This window comes from Candidatus Hydrogenedentota bacterium (assembly GCA_016791475.1).
Lineage (GTDB): Bacteria > Hydrogenedentota > Hydrogenedentia > Hydrogenedentales > JAEUWI01 > JAEUWI01.
Map to the genome: position 1 here is coordinate 48,787 of JAEUWI010000008.1, position 18,103 is coordinate 66,889.

Consider the following 18,103-nt stretch of genomic DNA (forward strand, 5'->3'; position numbering starts at 1 on the left):
AGTCATCATTGCGTTTTCTCCGGCCTGGGGATGGACCATAAATTGGATGCGAAAGCCCCGTCCTGGCAAGAACGCGGTGATTGACCGAGCCGTATTGTGATAGGCTAGCAATCAGTGGTCGGGAAAAGCGGAGCCGAATCCCGCGTTAGCGCGCCATGGGGAGTCGGCCAACGGGCCTCGCGGAATTGAGCCCCGCGGGATCCGCAAGAATAGAGCGGGAGTTTTCAGATGATTGAAATCGGCGCGAAAAATCGCCTCTATCCGGCCGATCCCATCCTGGCCATCGATGATGAACCCCAGGTGCTCCGGGTAATCGAACTCACCCTGAAGTCCGAGGGGCTTTCCAATGTCGTGACCCAGTCGGATGCATCCCTCGTGCCCGCCCTGCTCGCCACGCGGCCCGTCAGCCTCGTGCTGCTGGATCTTCACATGCCCGGGGTGCAGGGCCACGAGCTGCTTGCCCAGATCCGGGAGGCCCATCCCGCCGTGCCCGTTATCATGATCACGGGGGAGAGCGATCTCGAAACCGCGATCCGCTGTATGCGGCTGGGCGCGCGGGACTATCTTTCCAAGCCGGTGGAGCCGAGGCGGCTCATTTCCAGCGTGACCCACGCCCTGGAGATCGGCGAACTGCGGGATGAATACCGCACCTTCATCAACAAATCCACCCAGGACCATCTGGACCATCCGGAAGTTTTCGAGGGCATCATCGCGGAGAGCGCGAACATGCGCTCGATCTTCCACTATGTGGAAACCATCGCGCCCTCTCGAAAACCGGTCCTGGTGACCGGTGAGAGCGGCGTGGGCAAAGAACTTATCGCCCGCGCGCTGCACCGCGCCAGCGGCGTACCCGGTCCGTTTGTCAGCGAGACGGTGGCCGGCTACGACGACAATATGTTCAGCGACGCCCTCTTCGGCCACGTGGCCGGGGCTTTTACCGGCGCCTCGGGCGCGCGCCAGGGGCTGGTGCAGAGCGCCGAATCGGGCACCTTGTTCCTGGATGAGATTGGCGATCTTTCCGCGCCGTCGCAGGTTAAGCTTTTGCGTCTGCTCCAGGAGCGCGAATTCCGGGCCCTGGGGTCGGATCGGCTCCAGCGCACCAGCGCTCGTTTCATCTTCGCCACCAATCGCGACTTGAAGGCCATGCGGGACGCGGGTACTTTTCGCGGCGATTTGTTTTACCGCCTTTCCACCCACTTCATCGAGATTCCTCCCTTGCGCCAGCGCCGGCGCGATATCGTTCCGCTGGTGCGCCATTTCGTGGTCAGGGCGGCGGCGGATCTGGGCGTGGATCCTCCCGTGATTCCCCAGGCCCTGTTTCAATTGCTCAATACCCACGCTTTTCCGGGCAATGTGCGCGAGCTGGAAGCCATGATATTCGATGGTGTCGCCAAAGCCCGGGGACACGCCCTGTCCCTTGCATTGTTCGAGCCCTATCTCGTGCGGGAAGGCGCGCCTCGCGAGACGGTGCCCGCGGGGGGCAACGGCCACGCTCCCAATCCGTCCAACCTGTTCCACCAGATGGACGTACTCCCCACCATCGCCGAAGCCCAGGCCCAGTTGATCGAAGACGCCCTGCGCCGCGCCGATGGCAATCAGGGCATCGCGGCGCGCATGCTCGGCATTTCGCGCACGACCTTGAACAAGCGTCTCCACAATCACGAGACCTCGTCTTCCGAGGCCGCCGAGTAATTCACGGAGCGATTTCGGGGCCCTTCACCGAATCTCATCCGGATCCACAGGGCCGCTCCGGGGCGGGGTGTGAAAATCGGCACAGCAGTGCCGATCTGAACATGCGCTTAACCCGTTGATCCACAATGGGTTGGTGCGTGCGCTCTCCCGGCCCTGTTCCGATTTGCGCATCCCGCTATTGCGCGCCGGGGCGCCAATTGCTCCTGTTTTCAGCCCAATCCTTCCCTGGCTGATGCTGGCACGGTCCATGCATTAGCAGGGCAGCAACCCTGAAAGGAGATTGGGCCATGTACGCATTACGAGACGACATTCCACCCCACCCATCGACGCCGGGCTGCAGCGCAATCGAGCTCCGCTTCTCCTCTCTCCGCGAACTTGTTCCGGGGATCTGCCTCGCGAGCAGCACCTTTGCCGCGGGTCCCGGAGGCGGGGAAATGCCCAAAGTAAATCTTGTGCTCCGCGAGTTGCTGGGCAACGCCATCGAGCACGGCAATCGCAACGATCCCCGGCGGGGTGTCGTGTGCCGCGTCACGCGTCTCAGCCCCCACTCGGTCGAGTTGAGCGTCACCGATGAAGGTCTGGGCTTCACCGCGGACGACGTGGATCTTCAATTCCTCGACAGCCCCTCGGATTCGAGCCGGGGCGGCCTGCGGCTGGTGAACGCGCTCAGCGATTCCCTGCGCTTCGAGCTCGGCGGGCGCCGCACCGTCTGCCAGGTTTCCTGGAACCTGGACGAGCACAATCCGACGCAATTTCAACCCCCATCAAGCAACGCATCAGGAAAGGAGTGACGGCCATGACAGACAGCGCACGACAGGAAATCGGAGCCGCCGGTATGGCGGGCAAGTATCTGACCTTCAAGCTGGGCCCGGAGACCTACGGCATAGAAATTCTCTGCGTGCAGGAAATCATCGGTCTGATGCCGATCACGCGCATTCCCAAGGTTTCCGAATTTATCCGTGGGGTCATCAACCTGCGGGGAAAAGTGATTCCGGTGATGAGTCTGTCGCGGCGCTTCGGCGTGCCCGACCGGGATGAAACCTCGCTGACCTGCATTATCGTCATCGAGCTTGCGCGGGCGGGCGACTCGATCACCATGGGGGTGGTGGTGGATGAAGTCTCGGAAGTGATCAATATCCACGCCGAGAATATCGAATCCCCGCCCGACCTGGGGGGCGCCCACGGCGACGCCTTCCTTCGGGGCATGGGCAAGGTGGACGGCAAGGTGGTCATCCTGCTGGACATGGCCCGTGTCATCGAGTCCGGCGTGGCGCTCGATCTGGATATACCCGCGGAAGCGGTTTGAGCAGGGCTTCGAGTGTTTCGAAGCTGAACAGGGTTTAACACTGGGAGAACAGGCTTATGTTTAAGAGCATGAAACTTGGATCAAAAATCGGCATGGGCTTCACGCTGCTGCTTGTCATCGCGATCGCCCTTGGCGGTCTCGCCGTCGTCAACATGAACGGCGTCAAGAACACGGCGGAAATGCTCGCGACGTCGGCGATGCCCGAGGTCGGGCTGGCCACGGAAGTGGAGCGCTACTCGCTCAAGACCATGTACGCCACCCGAGGCTACGCCTTCACGGAAGAAAAACCCTATCTGGACACGGCGCGCGAAGAACTCGCCAAGGTGAAGGATTTTCTGAAGCAGGTGGAGGCGCACGCGGCGACCTTCAATGACACCGATCTCGACGCCAAGGCCAGGGGCGCGGAAGCGGCCGCCCTGGAGTACGAGAAGCTCCTTGAGGAGACGGTGACCACCACGGAAGCACTCAACGTGGAGAAAGAGGCGCTGAACAAGGCCGCTCAGGAGTACATGAGCATTTGCGATGTCTTTCTGAAAGATCAGACGGATAAGCTGAATGCGGAAATCGCCGAGTTGGCGGGCGCCTCGGCCGCGGGCGCGGAAGCCACGGCGGTAAGTACGGCGGCCACGGCCTCCGAAAAGGCCAAGAAGGTCCAGGAACGTTTCACCAAGACCGCCATGACGAATGATATCATCGAACTGGGCAACAATATCCGCATCGGTGTCTGGAAAGCCATCTCCCTGCGCGACCCGGCCCTTTTCACCGAAACACAGAAGAAGTTTGCCGAGGTCAATGCCAAACTGGATGAATTGAAAGCGATTACCACGCAGGAATTGAACCTGAAGCAGATTGAGGACTGCCGCGCCGCCGGCCAGGCCTACAATGACGGCATGACCCGCTTCCTCGAAAGCTGGTTGAAGCGCGAAGAACTGGGCAAAAAGCGCGGCGCCGCCGCCGACCTCGTGCTGACAGCCGCGGAAACCGCCTCCAAGGATGGCATGAAGACCGCCTCCACGGCCAGCACCGACGCGTCCAGCGCTCTCGGGGTGGCGTCGACCGTGATGGTTATCGGTCTTGCGATTGCGGTGGTTCTGGGCGTCACGCTGGCTATCTTCATCACCCGTTCGATTACGGGCCCGCTGCAGCGCATTATCGACGGTCTCCGTGGTGGCGCGGAGCAGGTGGCCTCGGCCGCGAACCAGGTTGCCCAGTCGGGCCAGGGCCTGGCCGAGGGCGCAAGCTCGCAGGCGGCTTCCCTCGAAGAGAGTTCGGCTTCGCTCGAAGAGCTCTCCAGCATGACCCGCCAGAATTCCGGCAACGCCGAGCAGGCGAACAGTGCGGCCCGCGAAGCGCGCGACGGCGCGGTGCGCGGCACACAGGCGATGCAGACCATGAGCTCGGTCATCGAGAAGATCAAGGTGTCGTCGGACGAGACGGCCAAGATCATCCGCACCATCGACGAGATCGCCTTCCAGACCAATCTGCTGGCGCTGAACGCGGCGGTGGAAGCGGCCCGGGCGGGCGAAGCCGGCAAGGGCTTTGCGGTGGTGGCCGAAGAGGTGCGCAACCTGGCGCAGCGCAGCGCGCAGGCGGCGCGGAACACCTCCACGCTCATTGAAGAGTCGCAGCAGAACGCCAAGTCGGGTGTGACGGCGGCGCAGGAAGTGGGCACGGTGCTTGGTCAGGTGGCCAGCAGTATCGACAAGGTGGCCCAGCTCATTGCCGAAGTGTCGGCGGCGAGCCGCGAACAGACCCAGGGCGTGGAACAGATCAACCTGGCCGTGAGCAACATGGATCAGGTGACCCAGTCCAACGCGGCCAACGCCGAAGAGTCGGCGGCGGCGGGCGAAGAGCTCTCCGCCCAGGCGCGGGAACTCCAGGACATGGTGGTGGAGCTCACCGCCATGGTCAAGGGCGCGGGCGCGGCCAACAATGGCTATACGGCCGAGTCGACCGTGAAGCACCTGCCCGCGCGCCGGGAGTCCTGGAAAGCGACAAAGGCGCAACGCGCCCGCTACGCCCTCAGTAGTAAAGAATCCAGTGTGCGGAGCGAAGACGGCGCCCGTTCCATGCGGAACGCGCAGGAACTTACCCACGCCAGTGTTGCCGCCGAAAGTGTAATTCCGCTGGACGAAGACGATTTCAAAGAATTCTAGCGATCGCGATGCCCGCCCCCGACTATCGCGGGGGCGGGCCAGCCCGGAGGTCAGGGTGCGTATCGCCAGTGCGAAAGAAAGTGAGTGAAGCCATGGGACAAGCCGAGTTAGAATCAACCGTGATGGAAGAAACCGGTTCGGGGCTGATGGAATGCCAAGAGATTGCGGTCGAAACCGTGGCGATGGCTGCCTGGGAAGGGGATGAGATTGTGACACAGACGGAACTCGGCGCCCGAATCGAAGCGGCTCTGGAGGCCATCGGCGAAAAACTTGTTTTCCTCGACGCGCACGACCTCGCCGGACTCGCGGCGCTCCACACGGATTTCGAGGAAGTGGCCCGGGATGTGCTCCAAGCCGAGACCTTGCCGGACCTCGTGGTTGTTGCCCGGCATGCGGCAGGGCTCCTCGCGGTCATCATCATGGAAGAGTGCAACGAGCCCGAAGCAACCTTTGAAGCGCTGGGCCAGATGGTGGATTTCATGCGTTCGGCCGTGCGACGTGGCCATGTGCCTCCGTTGCCCGCCGAATGGGCGCTGGATGGCGCCGAGAAGAACGACAACGCCACGAATTCCGACTGCGAAGCCTTCGAAGACGGGGGAGAGGACGAGGGCGACACCCCGGACGTCGTGGACAGTTTCTGCGGCGACCCCGAGCTGTTGAACGAGTTTCTTCAGGAAGCCAGGGAGCACCTGGAACAGGCGGACATTCACCTGCTCACGCTGGAGGCGGAGCCGGAGAACGCCGAGGCCATCGCGGCCGTGTTTCGCGCCTTCCACACCGTCAAGGGTGGGGCGGGCCTCCTCCAGATGAGCGCCATCCAGTCTCTCGCCCACGTGGCGGAATCGCTCCTCGACAAAGTGCGCCAGGGGACGATCCGGATGGAAGGCCCCGTCATTGATCTCTGCTTCGAGGCCGCCGACGGGCTCAAGCAGTTGGTGGAGGATCAGCAGGCGGTACTGGGGAGCGGCGCCGCGCCCCGGTCCACCGAATGGATTCGCGATCTCGTGATGCGCCTGGAGGCGCTCACCGGCCAGGGCAAACCGGTCAAGCGCGTGGGCCAGATCCTTATCGAAAGCGGAACGGCGACTTCCGAAGAGGTCACCGCGGCGCTCCACGTGCAGGCCAGCGCCGACCCGCCCCGAAAGCTGGGCGAAGTCCTCGTCAGCACCGGCGCGGTCAGCGCGCGCGACGCCGTAGAGGCCCTGCGCAAGCAGCAGGAGCAGCGCCGCCCCATCGTTCAGGCGCGGGAGTCGATCAAGGTGGATGCGGACCGTCTCGATCTCATGGTTGATCTCATCGGTGAGTTGGTTATTGCCGAGGCCATGGTCAGTCAGACCCCTATGGGCCGCGAAGACTCCGAAGCCCTGCTCGCCCGACGCCTGGGCCACATGGACAAGATCACGCGCGAGCTCCAGTCCATTTCCATGTCCATGCGCATGGTGCCCGTGCGCGGCACTTTTCAGAAGATGGCCCGGCTGGTTCGCGATCTGGCGAAGAAGGAAGGCAAGGACGTCGAGTTCATCACCGAAGGCGACGACACCGAGCTCGACAAGAACGTGGTGGACATGGTGGCCGATCCCCTCATGCATATGGTGCGCAACTCCGTTGACCACGGCATCGAAAGCCCCGAGGCCCGCGAAGCCGCCGGCAAGCCCCGACAGGCGAAAGTCATCCTCCGGGCCTACCACGAAGGCGGCGGCATCTATATCGACATTACGGACGACGGCAAGGGCCTGGATCGGAAGGCCATTCTTGCCAAGGCGGTGGAGCGCGGCCTGGTGCAGCCGGGCGAAGAACCGCCGGACAGCGACGTGTGGAATCTCATTTTCCAGCCCGGATTCTCCACCGCGAAAGAAGTGACCGACGTGTCCGGGCGCGGTGTGGGCATGGATGTGGTCCAGCGCAACATCAACGCGCTCCACGGCCGGATCGACATCCGCTCCGAGCGCGGCGTCGGGTCCACGTTCTCCATCCGCCTTCCCCTCACCCTCGCCATCATCGACGGTATGGCCGTCATGGTCGGGGAAGAGCGATTCATCATCCCCATCGGCAACGTGGTCCGCGCCACCCGGCCCGAGCCCGGTGAAGTACACACCATTAACACGAGTGGCGAGGTGTTGCACCAGCATGACCGCCTGATACCGCTCTTCAGGCTCCACGCGCTCATGGACATTCCCCATGCGGAACACGATCCGGAAAAGGGGATCGTGCTGATTCTCGAAGACGCCGGTCGCCGCATCTCCGTTCTGGCCGATGACCTCATCGGCCAGCAGCAGGTCGTCATCAAGCCTCTGGGCAAGAGCCTGGGCTCCGTGCCGGGCCTCGCGGGCGGCGCCATCATGCCCGACGGGCGCGTCGGCCTGATTCTGGATACGGCCGGTCTGCTCAACAACGCGCGAAAAGCCTGAAAGGAGGCAGAACATGTCCATGCAGCCAAGCCCTCCCAAACGGGTTCGCGTCCTCATTGTGGACGACAGCGCACTGGTCCGCAGCGTGCTCACCCGTGAACTTGCGCGAGACCCCGAATTGGAAGTCGTCGGAAGCGCGCCCAACCCCTATGTCGCCCGCGACATGATCGTCGAGCTCAAGCCCGACGTGCTCACCCTCGACATCGAAATGCCCCGCATGGACGGGATCACTTTCCTGCGCAAGCTCATGCACTACTACCCTATCCCAACCGTGGTCGTCTCCTCGCTCACCCAGCGCGGTGGGGCCCTCGCCATGGAGGCGCTGGAGGCCGGCGCCGTGGACGTCATGTGCAAGTCCGGGTCCGCCCTCAGCGTGGACGATCTCGCCGAGTCCCTCTGTGAGAAGCTCAAGGGTGCGGCCTCGGCCCACCTCGAGCGGCGCGCCCTCCACGCCGACACCGTCGCCCTGGCGGCCCGCTCTCTCGCCATGACCCGCACCACCAACAAGGTCGTGGCCATCGGCGCGTCCACCGGCGGCACCCAGGCCCTTCAGTCCGTGTTGACCGCCCTGCCCGCCAACGCCCCCGGCATCGTCATCGTCCAGCACATGCCCGAGCACTTTACGCGCGCCTTTGCCGAGCGCCTCGACAGCCTCTGCGCCATGCAGGTCAAGGAAGCCGAAGACGGCGACATCGTCCAGCCCGGCCGTGCCCTTATCGCCCCCGGAAACTTCCACATGCTCCTCGCCCGTTCCGGCGCGCAATACTACGTGTCCATACGCCGCGGACCTCTCGTCGGTCGACACCGACCCTCCATCAACGTCCTTTTCAAGTCTGTCTCCACCTACGCCGGCGCCAACGCCATCGGTGTGATCATGACCGGCATGGGCGCCGATGGGGCCGACGGCCTCCGTATGATGCGCGATCAGGGCGCCGCCACCATCGGGCAGGACGAACAAAGCTGCGTGGTCTACGGGATGCCCCAGGAAGCCGTCAAGCGCGGCGCCGTGGAGCATGTCTGCTCGTTGGACGCGATACCCGAGAAGATCCTGTCGCTGGCGTGAGGTGGGACTAGAGGCCGTATCCGGCGCAATTGCCGTCACCGTTGACGAAGCGATACTGTCCATAGTATCATCGAGTGGTGAACAGCAAACAACGCAAGACGCTGGAGAAACTCTTCTGTGAAGATCCGGGTAACAATATCCGGTGGGCCGATGTGGAGTCTCTGTTGAAGGGCTTGGGCGCGGAGCTTGAGGAGGGCAGCGGCTCGCGCGTAACAATATCCGGTGGGCCGATGTGGCCGTCTTTCATCGGCCCCATCCCCAACCCACCATTCGTCGGGGTGTCGTTGCCGCGCTGCGTAAGTTCCTGCAGGCGACTGGAGTCGTACCATGAAAGATTACCTCACTTACAACGGCTACGAAGCCAAACTGGAGTATGACGCCGAGGATGATTCGTTCTTCGGCATTGTCACCAACATCCAGGACACAATTCACTTTCAGGGCCGGTCCATCAAGGAACTGCGCGACGAGTTCAAGAACTCCGTTGAGGTCTACCTGAAGCACTGCAAGAAAATAGGGAAGGATCCCAACAAGCCCTATTCAGGCAAGTTCGTATTGCGGGTGCCACCGGAGCTTCACCGGCGGTTGGCGGAATCGGCCCGGGAGGCCAACGAAAGCCTGAATGCCTTCGCCACGCGGGTGCTGCAAAATTCCGGCTCATTGAAGACGCCTTAGGTTGTCGGCGGATCTTGACTTCCGTGTCGGATTTCCCTAGTTTGAACGGCAGATAAATCTCCGGCCATTTCAGGAATCCGTCCATGAACGCTTTCTCCCGACTTCTCATCGTGCTGCTCGTGCTGCCCGCCGCTCTCGCCTGCGCCGAAGCTGGCCCCGGCATGCGGCCGAACATTATCCTAATCATGGCGGACGATCTGGGCTATGGCGATCTCGGCAGCTATGGCCAGCAGCGTATTCAGACGCCCCACCTGGACCGTCTGGCGGCGGAGGGCACGCGCTTCACCCAGTTCTATGCCGGTTCTTCCGTGTGCGCGCCGAGCCGATGCTCCTTGATGACCGGCATGCACAATGGTCACAATCGCGTGCGCGACAACATCCCCCATGGAATTTTCCTTCGCCCGGACGACGTCACCGTGGCCGAAGTGCTCAAACAGGCCGGCTACACCACGGGCGCGATTGGCAAGTGGAGTCTGGGCAACCCTGGCTCGTGGGGCGTGGCGAACTGGCAGGGCTTCGACTATTTCTACGGCCACCTTGATCAGGATCAGGCCCATTTCTATTACCCCGATTACCTCTGGGAGAATGATCGCATCGTAGAGTTGCGCGGCAACCGCGGAGGCAAGACGGTCGACTATACACACGATTTCTTCACGAAGAAAGCCCTCGGGTTTATCGAGGCGAACAAGGACCGGCCCTTTTTCCTCTATCTGCCCTACACCATTCCCCACAGCTCCGACTATCCCAAGAAAACTCCGGAGTCACAGATTGTCCCATCCGATGAACCCTACACCGGCGAAACCTGGCCCCAGACCGAGAAAAACTTCGCCGCCATGATTACGCGCATGGATCGCGATGTGGGCCGCATCGCAGACCTGGTACAGCGGCTGGGCCTCGACAGCAACACCCTGATCCTCTTCACCAGCGATAACGGGCCCGACCCCAGCGACAGCCATGATGTGGAATTCTTCGACAGCAACGCCGCCCTGCGCGGCCACAAGCGCGATCTGTACGAGGGTGGCGTCCGCGTGCCCATGATCGCGCGCTGGCCCGGCCGGGTGCCGGCAGGCAGGACGAGCGAGCAGGTCTGGGCCCACTACGACCTCCTGCCCACCCTGGCCGAGCTTGCGGGGCTGGGCGCGCCAGAGGGCGTCGACGGTATCTCCATGCGCCCAGCCCTTACGGGCGAGGAGCAAAAAGCGCAGCACGAGTTTCTCTACTGGGACTACGGCCACTGCCGCGAAACCTACCTGCAGGCGGTCCGCCTGGGCGACTGGAAGGCCGTGCGCAACGGGAAAGACGCGCCGATGGAACTCTACGATCTGAAAAGCGATACCGGCGAATCGAAGGACGTCGCGGCGGCGAACCCGGAGGTGGTGCGCGCGGTGGAGGCCGTCATGGCCGGTGCGGTGACACCTTCGCCGGATTACCCGATCGGCGAGATCTATCAGCGAGCGCCGTGAGTATTTCGTTTCCAGATATCACAGAGGGGCTGGACAATAACCTTTACAAAATTCATTCATGCGAGGGATAATAGCTGTAGAGCCCGTACACGGGCCGCTGCCGCTTGCCGCGCTCAGGAGCGCGACCCGACAGCACGACGCCGTGCGGGTGAAGCGCCCGGGTCCCAGCCAATGCGGCCCGCCGGCGAAAGGAGAGCACCATGGCACCGCGGCAATTTCTCTTTTTCCTCCGGTGGGCGGCGGAATTCCACAAGGATCTGCGCGAGTTTTATGAGCGCAAGAGCAAGGAAGTTCTTTCCCCGGAGGTGGAAACCCTGCTCCAGTATCTTTCCCGTCACGAGGGCTCCCTTGCCGAGATTATCGAGGCCTATGAGGACGACGCACCCCAGGCGATTCTGGATGCGTGGTTCAAGGTGGCGCCGGAATTGCGCGCGGTGAAGCAGCCCGCGGATCTGGAGTTCGCCCCCGACGCCACGGTGGACGAAGTCATCGACAAGGCGCTGGAAATGGACGAGAGCCTGATCTCGGTCTACCGCATGCTCATCCGCCAGGCCGTTCCCGAGCGGCTGCGCGAGGTTCTGCAGAATCTTGTCGAAGAAGAAGAACGCGAGGAGAAGCGCCTGCTCAAGAGCCGGCGTTGATCACGGAGCTTTCTCCTTTCCAATCGCGTCCAACACCACAGCCTCCAATTGCCGCCCAACGGCCTCAGGCTCATGCTCCCGCTCCACTTTGGCCCGGGCCGCCGCGCCCAGTCGGCGGCGCAGCTTTGGATCCAGCATGAGGCGGATCAGGGCGTCGGTGAAGGCGGTGAGGTCGTCATCCGGCACGATGAGCGCGTCCACCTCGTGGGTCAGCGGATAGGCGGCGCTCTGGCACGCCACGATGGCCTTGCCCGCCGCCATGGCGTTGAGCAGTTTGATCGGATAGCCCGACCACGACACCCGCGGCAGCGCGAGCACGGAATCTTCCGCCAGCACGCGATGGAGTGAATCGAAGCCCTTCACGGACACCACGTCCGCATCGGGGAAGCTGGCCTCTTCCGCCGTGGCAATGCGCAGCCGCGCCTCGGGGAAACGCCTGCGCACGCGCTCCATCGAAGCAAAGAGCAGCCCGAGATTCTGGTAGGCGTCCAGATTGCCCGTATACAGCACGGGCGGCAGGGCTTCGCCAACGGCGCAGACCTCGAAATCCCGGGCGTCCAGCGGCGGGGGAATGACGGTGACTTTATCGTGGGCGCAGCCCCGCACCACCAGGTGCCCCGCCAGGCGCTGGTGCGGCGCGATGACGCGATCGGCCCGCCGCGGAAAGGTGCGATCCAGCCAGCGCCCCAGTTTCGCCGGGGCCGCCGTCCAGCGGAAATAGTAGGGGAGCTCGTCCGACATGGCGTTGTGGGCGTGATAGATCAGCGGGCGTTTTCCCGCCGCCAGGCCCACCAGGAGGGCTTCGTAGTTGTGGGCGATCACCGCATCGATGCGATGGCGCTCCACCACCCGCCGCAGTTTCAACACCATGGCGAGATCCTGGAAGGGCTTCGCCAGTGAAGGGCCCGCCGCCGTCTTGCCCTCGCCGGGGATCCGGCGACATCGGTGGATCGTCAGGCCGCTCGTGTCCCGGCCCTCACCATAGCCATACACCACCAGATGAACTTCGTGGCCCCGGTCCTGCAGGGCGAGGGCGTTGTCGCGGATGAACACCTGCGAGCCCTGGGGCACCGGAAAGGGACAAGCGCCCACGAGTGCGATGCGAAGCTTCATAGGCGGGTGCCACGTACGAATGTGGCCGCGCGACGGGAAGTATCCAAATGTGTCTCGGGGGTGTCACCCCCACACGCGGGAGCCAAAGCGACCAAGTTTGCGGGTGCCGTGCGGCGGGAGTGGACTGAGCACCCTTCAATTACCGAAGCGAGGAATCCTGGCAGAGGAACCCGTGGTGTCGTCAGGTGTCGTAGTCCCGTCACCCGTAAGCTCCCCCGCTGCGCTCCGCCGCGTACGGGTGGCACCCCGTGGCTCACTTTTCTAACGCAGTTCATTCCAAATACCCCAGTGCGCGCATGCGCTCCACCATGATGGCTTCTTCCTCCTCGGTATAGGAAGAAGAGCCCCGTTCGTACGCGATCTTGCGAGAGTCGAAGCCTTCGCCCAGCAGGGATCGCCCGTCCATTGCCGGACCCGGCGCCCCGAGCACCGCCAGCACGGTAGGCGCGATATCCGCCAGCGACGCGGCTGTTGCGCGCGTACGCTCGGAGAGCAGCAGCACCCCTGTGTCGCGGTGCGTGCCATTCATACCGCGTTCCTTGCCGCCAAGGTGCTCATCGTCGCGGATGCGGCGGAAGGGGGGGCCGCCCGGCGTGCTTCTAAGGCAGGAATGGGCGTAGCCATTCTCCAGCGCGAGCTCCAGGATAATGTCCGGCGCGCGATGCACCTCGGGGCCGCTGAAGATGGCTTCGCGCCGCCAGGCATGGCGTACACAGTCCCACGACTCCAGTTGGCTGCACAAGTGCTCGGCAAGCGCGATGCGCCGGGTCGGATCTGCTTCGTTCAACCGAATCGAGGGGAAGTAGTTTAACTCTTCCGACCACGCTGTTGTGCGGCTCCAATCGATGCGCCCCAGGCGGGATTGGGCCTCGGCCTTCGCGGCAAGGCCGGCAAATCGACGAAAGAGATGACCACGCCACCGCTCCGGCACGAGACCCAGCGCGGCACGCTTCAGCAGGCTATCACGGCCCGCCGCGTTCCAACGCAGATAGCCCTTTTCCGCCAGCCAGTTGTTCAAATGCACCACCCCGGTGCCCGCGCCGCCAAAGCCGTGATCGGAAACAATGCCCACGACCACATCCTCGCCCGCAGCCGCGATCAGGCGCCCCACCGCCGCGTCGAGTCGTTGGTAGACCTGCAAAATCGCCGATTCAAATCCGGGGCGGTGGCGCGGCGATTCAGGGTCGTGAAAGAGCCAGAAATGGTGCGACACCGTGTCCGATTCGCCGAAGACGGCCATGAAGAAATCCCAGGGTTCCTCGCGCAGCAGCGACTCGGCAATGGCGCACTTCCGCTCCACGCCCGCGAGCAACTTTTCCGGCGCCATGGCGTGCCAGCCGGGCCCGATGTGATGTTCCTGAAAATCGGCGAAAGGCCAATCCCGCACAGCGACATAACGTTCCGGCGGATAGACAAAACTGCGATCCACCCCGGTGGTCACGGGCGAATCGAAACCCGAGACCATCAGCCCGTTGATTGGCTCCGGCGGATAGGTGCCCGGTACACCGAGGACACACGAGCGCTTGCCCGCGGCGTCCAGCATATTCCACAGCGCGGGCGCGGCGCGGTCGCCGCTGTTGACGAAGCGCAGCCCGCGCTCCGGTGTAATCTCGGTGAAATCGAAGATACCATGGCGACCGGGGTTGACCCCCGTGACGCACGTGGTCCATGCGGGAAAGGTCACCGGCGGTTGCGTGCTGGCCAGGGGGAGAAAGGCGCCCCGCGCCCGCAACGCCGCAAGATTCGGCAGAAGCCCCGCGTCCATCCACGGCCCCACCAGCGACGGTTCCGCGCCATCAAGCCCTATGAGTAAGAATCGTGCCATGCTTAGCCCGGAAATTTCACGGCCCCATGAAATAGTTGGGCCGCTCAGGGTGTTAAATAGTTAAGGAACAACAACTTAACAACCCCTTGAGGAGCGGCCCAGTGAATACAGAGTGTACACCGATTCAGATGGAATTCCAAGGTCTTGGAAAGCGCAAGGTGGTGGCTTCCTTCGATGGCGGTCACCTTTCTTCTGATGGCGGTGTGCTTCTGCTTCGGGAGCTGGATTCCCGCTTGAACATCATCGACCGCCTCGCGGCCTGTTTCACGGATCATCGGGACGCCGAACTCGTTGAGCACACACTCCCGACACTGCTCAGGCAGCGGGTCTTCGGTCTCGCACTGGGCTATGAAGACTTGAATGATCACGACCGTCTTCGGCTTGACCCCTTGATTGCCCTGGCGTCGGGTCGGGAGGACCTTGAAGGTAAGGAACGCCTGCACGAAGCCGATCACGGCAAGCCGCTGGCCTCTCCCAGTACACTCAATCGTCTCGAGCTTACACCGGAAGACGCGAATGCGAGTTCGCGCTACAAGAAGCTTGTGTATCACCCGGAGCGTATCGAGGCGCTGATGGTGGAATTCTTCCTGGAATCCTTCAAGACACCGCCGGACGAGCTCATTCTGGACTTCGATGCGACGGACGACCCGCTTCACGGCAATCAGGAAGGCCGGTTCTTCCATGGTTACTATGGGCACTACTGCTACCTTCCGCTCTACGTGACCTGCGGCGACGAGCTGCTGGTGGCCAAGTTGCGCCGCTCCAACATCGACGCCTGCGACGGGACCGTGCCGGAACTGGAACGACTGGTGACGGCCATTCGCGCGAAGTTTCCCCGCACGCGCATCATCATGCGCGGCGATTCGGGCTTCTGCCGCGAGGAAATCATGGCATGGTGCGAGATGAACAACGTCTACTATCTGCTGGGACTGGCCAAAAACGCGCGGCTCATCAGATTCCTGGAGCCGGCCTTGTTCAAAGCCGCTTTGCGCCACCGCCTGACCGGCGTGGCCTGCCGTGAGTACGTCTGCTTCGACTATCAGACCCTGAATTCCTGGAATCGTGCCCGACGCGTTGTTGGCAAGGCCGAACAGTTGTCCGGCAAAACCAATCCCCGCTTCATCGTCACCAACCTGCCCGAAGACTATGCAACGCCCGACGCCCTCTACGAGAAGCACTACTGTGCCCGTGGCGATATGGAGAACCGGATTAAGGAACAACAGCTCGACCTGTTCGCCGACCGCACCAGCACCCACACCATGCGGGCCAATCAACTGCGCCTGTGGTTCTCCAGCATGGCCTACATCCTCATGAACCGAATGCGCGCCACCACGCTGGCCGCGACGGAAATGGCCAGCGCGACTTGCGGAACCATTCGTCTCAAGCTATTCAAAATAGCCGTAAGTCTCAAGGTGAGCGTGCGACGCATCGTCCTTCAGATGCCCGACGCCTGCCCCTTCCAGGAGATCTTCGTCAAGGCGTGGGAAGCCCTTCAGGCACGGCCTCGCGCGGCATAGCCACCCGCCAGCGCCACCCCCAGGGGCCAAGGTCGACAAAATCGACCGGCCGGCGCGATAAGAACCTGTGGGGGTAGGGGGAGGTGTGTCAATACGCCGATACAAAGCGACCGAGAGGCCACCCGCCGCCCAAAAATCCGCATCAAAATCAAAAAAACGACCTACAAGCGCGATGGCTCCCCGGGTGGTGAAATATCCGGGCTAACCTTCGTGGTACCATGGTTGCGAACCTGGAAGGAGCCACCCCATGCCACACCACGTAGAATTCTCCGTTCCCCTGGAGAGGTTCAATCCACCATGAGCATCCGTTATCGGCTCCTCCTGCTCGTCTCCGCGCTCGTGCTCATCTCGGCCACCGTGCTCGTCTACCTCGCATCGGCCTACCTGGACACGCGCCAGCGACTTCGCGAGGCCGATGTTGTCCTCGACGAGCTTGTACGGGCGGCGGGCACTTCGGCGGCAATTGCCCGACTGCGGCTCCTGGTGCTCTATCGGCAGAGCACCGGCGCCGGCGCACCCGGCGAAGTAGAGGAGCTGGCCCTGGGCTGCGAGCGTGCATTTGATGCCTGGAGTGCCGCGTCAGACCTCGCGATTCAAGCAGGCATTGGAGACGAAGCCGACGACCTGGCACAAATTAAAGTCCTGGCACAGGATTTTCAAACGGAGCTCGAGAGGCTCCGAACGGCACTCGACGCTAAGGCTGCGCCGGATCCCGCCGTCTTCGACCAACTCCTGGATTCGGGCGTACGGGTACTCTTTGTTGACGATCTTGGCGAGATGAGCACCGCCTTTGACGGAATATTGCTCAGCATGGGCACCACCCCCTGGATCGCTCGAATCGGTCCAGGTCAGCTTGCCACGGCCCGCGCCACCCTCGCCGAAATCCGCGCCGCGCACCTGGTGCGGGATCGCCTCCAGCGCCAAGCCAGCCGCATCGCCTTGCTCCTGGCCGACGCCTCGCCTGAAATCGACCGTGAGATAATCAGCACCACCGTTTCCCTGAATGAAACGATGGGAGCCTGGCTCAGGGCCACGGAAGCCTATGTGGAGGTCTCCGGCGAACCCGCGCCACCTCACTACGAAAAATTCGTCGTCGCCAACAGAATGCTCCAGGAGCATGTCAATCTGCTCCTGGAGGATGAGCGCCACGGACGCATCGACGATGCGCGTACACGAGCCGCCGAGACCTGGATGCCTGCGCTCCAGAATGAACTGCTGCCAATCCTCGAGGAGAGTCTGAACTCGGAAGTCGCCGAACTGCGGAATATGCTGTTGGAACTTTCCAGTTCCACCGCGTCGGCGGGCGCGGGCGGCATAGCCGTGATTTGCGCCGTCCTGCTCGCCACCGTCGCGGGCGCGTTCCACACCGTTCGCTCCATGCTTCGTTCCCTGGACCAGCTTCGCGCGGGGACGGAACGTGTCGGCGCGGGAGATTTCGCCCACCGGCTCAACCTCGGCGCCGCCGATGAGCTGGGCGCGCTGGGCGCCAAGTTTGACGCGATGGCCGAGAAACTCCAAGAGCAGGTGCGGCAGCGCCAAGCCCTGGAGGCGGAGTTGCTCCGCAATGAGCGCCTCGCCACCCTGGGCCAGGTCATCGCCACGGTCAGCCACGAGATTCGCAATCCCCTTGGCACCATCCAAACCTCGATCTACGCCCTGCGCAAGCGACTCGGCGATCAAAGCGATGCTGTTTCCAGCTCGCTCGACCGCGCCGACCGGAGTATAGTGCGGTGTAATCGAATCATCGGCGAGTTGCTGGACTACACCCGCACCCGCGCGCCCAACCGTGTGGAAACGCCCCTCGACTCCTGGCTGGCGCAAGTGCTGGACGATTTCAATTTTCCCACGGGTGTGGCGGTATCATGTTCGCTGAGTTCGGGCGCAACCCTGCCCATCGACCGAAATCACATTCAAGGCTGCATCGTGAATTTGCTTAGCAACGCCTGCCAGTCCATGATGGAGCGACAGGACGGGCGGACGCCGTGCATACTCCGCATCGAGTCTGAAGACACAGGCTCCCGGGTGGAAGTCCGCGTGAACGATACCGGGCCGGGAATCGCCCCGGAAATTCTCGATAAGATATTTGAGCCCATGTTCAGCACGCGCACCTTCGGCGTGGGCCTGGGTCTGCCGATTGTAAAGAAAACCATGGAACAGCACGGCGGCAACGTCGAGATTGTAAGCGAACTGAATCGCGGAACCACGGCAACGTTGTGGTTCCCCGCATCGGTACTGGAGAAAACATGA

General features: G+C 62.8%; 13 protein-coding genes. 11 read left to right on the forward strand and 2 right to left on the reverse strand.

What is annotated here, in order from left to right:
• Positions 1-228: 228 nt before the first annotated feature.
• The 9 genes from JNK74_05995 (at position 229) to JNK74_06035 (ending at position 11,401) form a co-directional block, all read left to right on the forward strand.
• Positions 229-1,692: a sigma-54-dependent Fis family transcriptional regulator gene (locus tag JNK74_05995; GenBank protein MBL7645729.1), complete on the forward strand. Its 1,464-nt coding sequence runs from the start codon at positions 229-231 to the stop codon at positions 1,690-1,692.
• Between the two features lie 287 nt (positions 1,693-1,979).
• On the forward strand, positions 1,980-2,483 hold the full coding sequence (locus JNK74_06000) for an ATP-binding protein (protein MBL7645730.1): 504 nt from the start codon (positions 1,980-1,982) through the stop codon (positions 2,481-2,483).
• 5 nt (positions 2,484-2,488) lie between these two features.
• Entirely contained in the window at positions 2,489-2,998 is a 510-nt protein-coding gene (locus JNK74_06005) for a purine-binding chemotaxis protein CheW (protein ID MBL7645731.1), read from the forward strand.
• Positions 2,999-3,054: 56 nt separating this feature from the next.
• Positions 3,055-5,154, forward strand: a complete 2,100-nt coding sequence (locus JNK74_06010) for an MCP four helix bundle domain-containing protein (GenBank protein MBL7645732.1) — start codon at positions 3,055-3,057, stop codon at positions 5,152-5,154.
• 119 nt (positions 5,155-5,273) lie between these two features.
• Positions 5,274-7,562 (forward strand): chemotaxis protein CheA, encoded by a 2,289-nt coding sequence (locus JNK74_06015; protein ID MBL7645733.1) that lies wholly within the window; start codon positions 5,274-5,276, stop codon positions 7,560-7,562.
• Positions 7,563-7,575: 13 nt separating this feature from the next.
• Positions 7,576-8,625, forward strand: coding sequence for a chemotaxis response regulator protein-glutamate methylesterase (locus JNK74_06020; GenBank protein ID MBL7645734.1), 1,050 nt, complete (start codon positions 7,576-7,578; stop codon positions 8,623-8,625).
• A gap of 327 nt (positions 8,626-8,952) precedes the next feature.
• Positions 8,953-9,297, forward strand: a complete 345-nt coding sequence (locus JNK74_06025; protein MBL7645735.1) for a type II toxin-antitoxin system HicB family antitoxin — start codon at positions 8,953-8,955, stop codon at positions 9,295-9,297.
• A gap of 83 nt (positions 9,298-9,380) precedes the next feature.
• A complete protein-coding gene (locus tag JNK74_06030; protein ID MBL7645736.1) occupies positions 9,381-10,760 on the forward strand; it encodes an arylsulfatase in 1,380 nt (459 codons plus the stop codon).
• A 200-nt stretch (positions 10,761-10,960) separates the two neighbouring features.
• The gene (locus tag JNK74_06035; protein ID MBL7645737.1) at positions 10,961-11,401 is read left to right on the forward strand and encodes a hypothetical protein; all 441 of its coding nucleotides are present in this window, start codon (positions 10,961-10,963) and stop codon (positions 11,399-11,401) included.
• Here the strand turns inward: JNK74_06035 and JNK74_06040 are convergent, their stop codons facing one another.
• Positions 11,402-12,514 carry a glycosyltransferase family 4 protein gene (locus JNK74_06040; protein ID MBL7645738.1) on the reverse strand — a complete coding sequence of 371 codons (1,113 nt, stop codon included), beginning with the start codon at positions 12,512-12,514 and terminating at the stop codon, positions 11,402-11,404.
• 271 nt (positions 12,515-12,785) lie between these two features.
• Complete coding sequence (locus JNK74_06045; GenBank protein MBL7645739.1) at positions 12,786-14,339, reverse strand: alkaline phosphatase family protein; 1,554 nt, start codon at positions 14,337-14,339, stop codon at positions 12,786-12,788.
• Positions 14,340-14,467: 128 nt separating this feature from the next.
• Between JNK74_06045 and JNK74_06050 the strand changes: the two genes are divergently transcribed.
• Positions 14,468-15,856, forward strand: a complete 1,389-nt coding sequence (locus JNK74_06050) for an IS1380 family transposase (GenBank protein ID MBL7645740.1) — start codon at positions 14,468-14,470, stop codon at positions 15,854-15,856.
• A 297-nt stretch (positions 15,857-16,153) separates the two neighbouring features.
• Complete coding sequence (locus JNK74_06055; GenBank protein MBL7645741.1) at positions 16,154-18,103, forward strand: HAMP domain-containing protein; 1,950 nt, start codon at positions 16,154-16,156, stop codon at positions 18,101-18,103.

What these genes read in the sequence shown, in the direction of transcription:
- JNK74_06025 (MBL7645735.1), top strand. Translation starts at nt 8,953, where the DNA reads ATGAAAGATTACCTCACTTACAACGGCTACGAAGCCAAACTGGAGTAT.
- JNK74_06005 (MBL7645731.1), top strand. Translation starts at nt 2,489, where the DNA reads ATGACAGACAGCGCACGACAGGAAATCGGAGCCGCCGGTATGGCGGGC.
- JNK74_06045 (MBL7645739.1), bottom strand. Translation starts at nt 14,339, where the DNA reads ATGGCACGATTCTTACTCATAGGGCTTGATGGCGCGGAACCGTCGCTG.
- JNK74_06020 (MBL7645734.1), top strand. Translation starts at nt 7,576, where the DNA reads ATGTCCATGCAGCCAAGCCCTCCCAAACGGGTTCGCGTCCTCATTGTG.
- JNK74_06030 (MBL7645736.1), top strand. Translation starts at nt 9,381, where the DNA reads ATGAACGCTTTCTCCCGACTTCTCATCGTGCTGCTCGTGCTGCCCGCC.
- JNK74_06000 (MBL7645730.1), top strand. Translation starts at nt 1,980, where the DNA reads ATGTACGCATTACGAGACGACATTCCACCCCACCCATCGACGCCGGGC.
- JNK74_06040 (MBL7645738.1), bottom strand. Translation starts at nt 12,514, where the DNA reads ATGAAGCTTCGCATCGCACTCGTGGGCGCTTGTCCCTTTCCGGTGCCC.
- JNK74_06010 (MBL7645732.1), top strand. Translation starts at nt 3,055, where the DNA reads ATGTTTAAGAGCATGAAACTTGGATCAAAAATCGGCATGGGCTTCACG.
- JNK74_06050 (MBL7645740.1), top strand. Translation starts at nt 14,468, where the DNA reads ATGGAATTCCAAGGTCTTGGAAAGCGCAAGGTGGTGGCTTCCTTCGAT.
- JNK74_06055 (MBL7645741.1), top strand. Translation starts at nt 16,154, where the DNA reads ATGAGCATCCGTTATCGGCTCCTCCTGCTCGTCTCCGCGCTCGTGCTC.
- JNK74_05995 (MBL7645729.1), top strand. Translation starts at nt 229, where the DNA reads ATGATTGAAATCGGCGCGAAAAATCGCCTCTATCCGGCCGATCCCATC.
- JNK74_06035 (MBL7645737.1), top strand. Translation starts at nt 10,961, where the DNA reads ATGGCACCGCGGCAATTTCTCTTTTTCCTCCGGTGGGCGGCGGAATTC.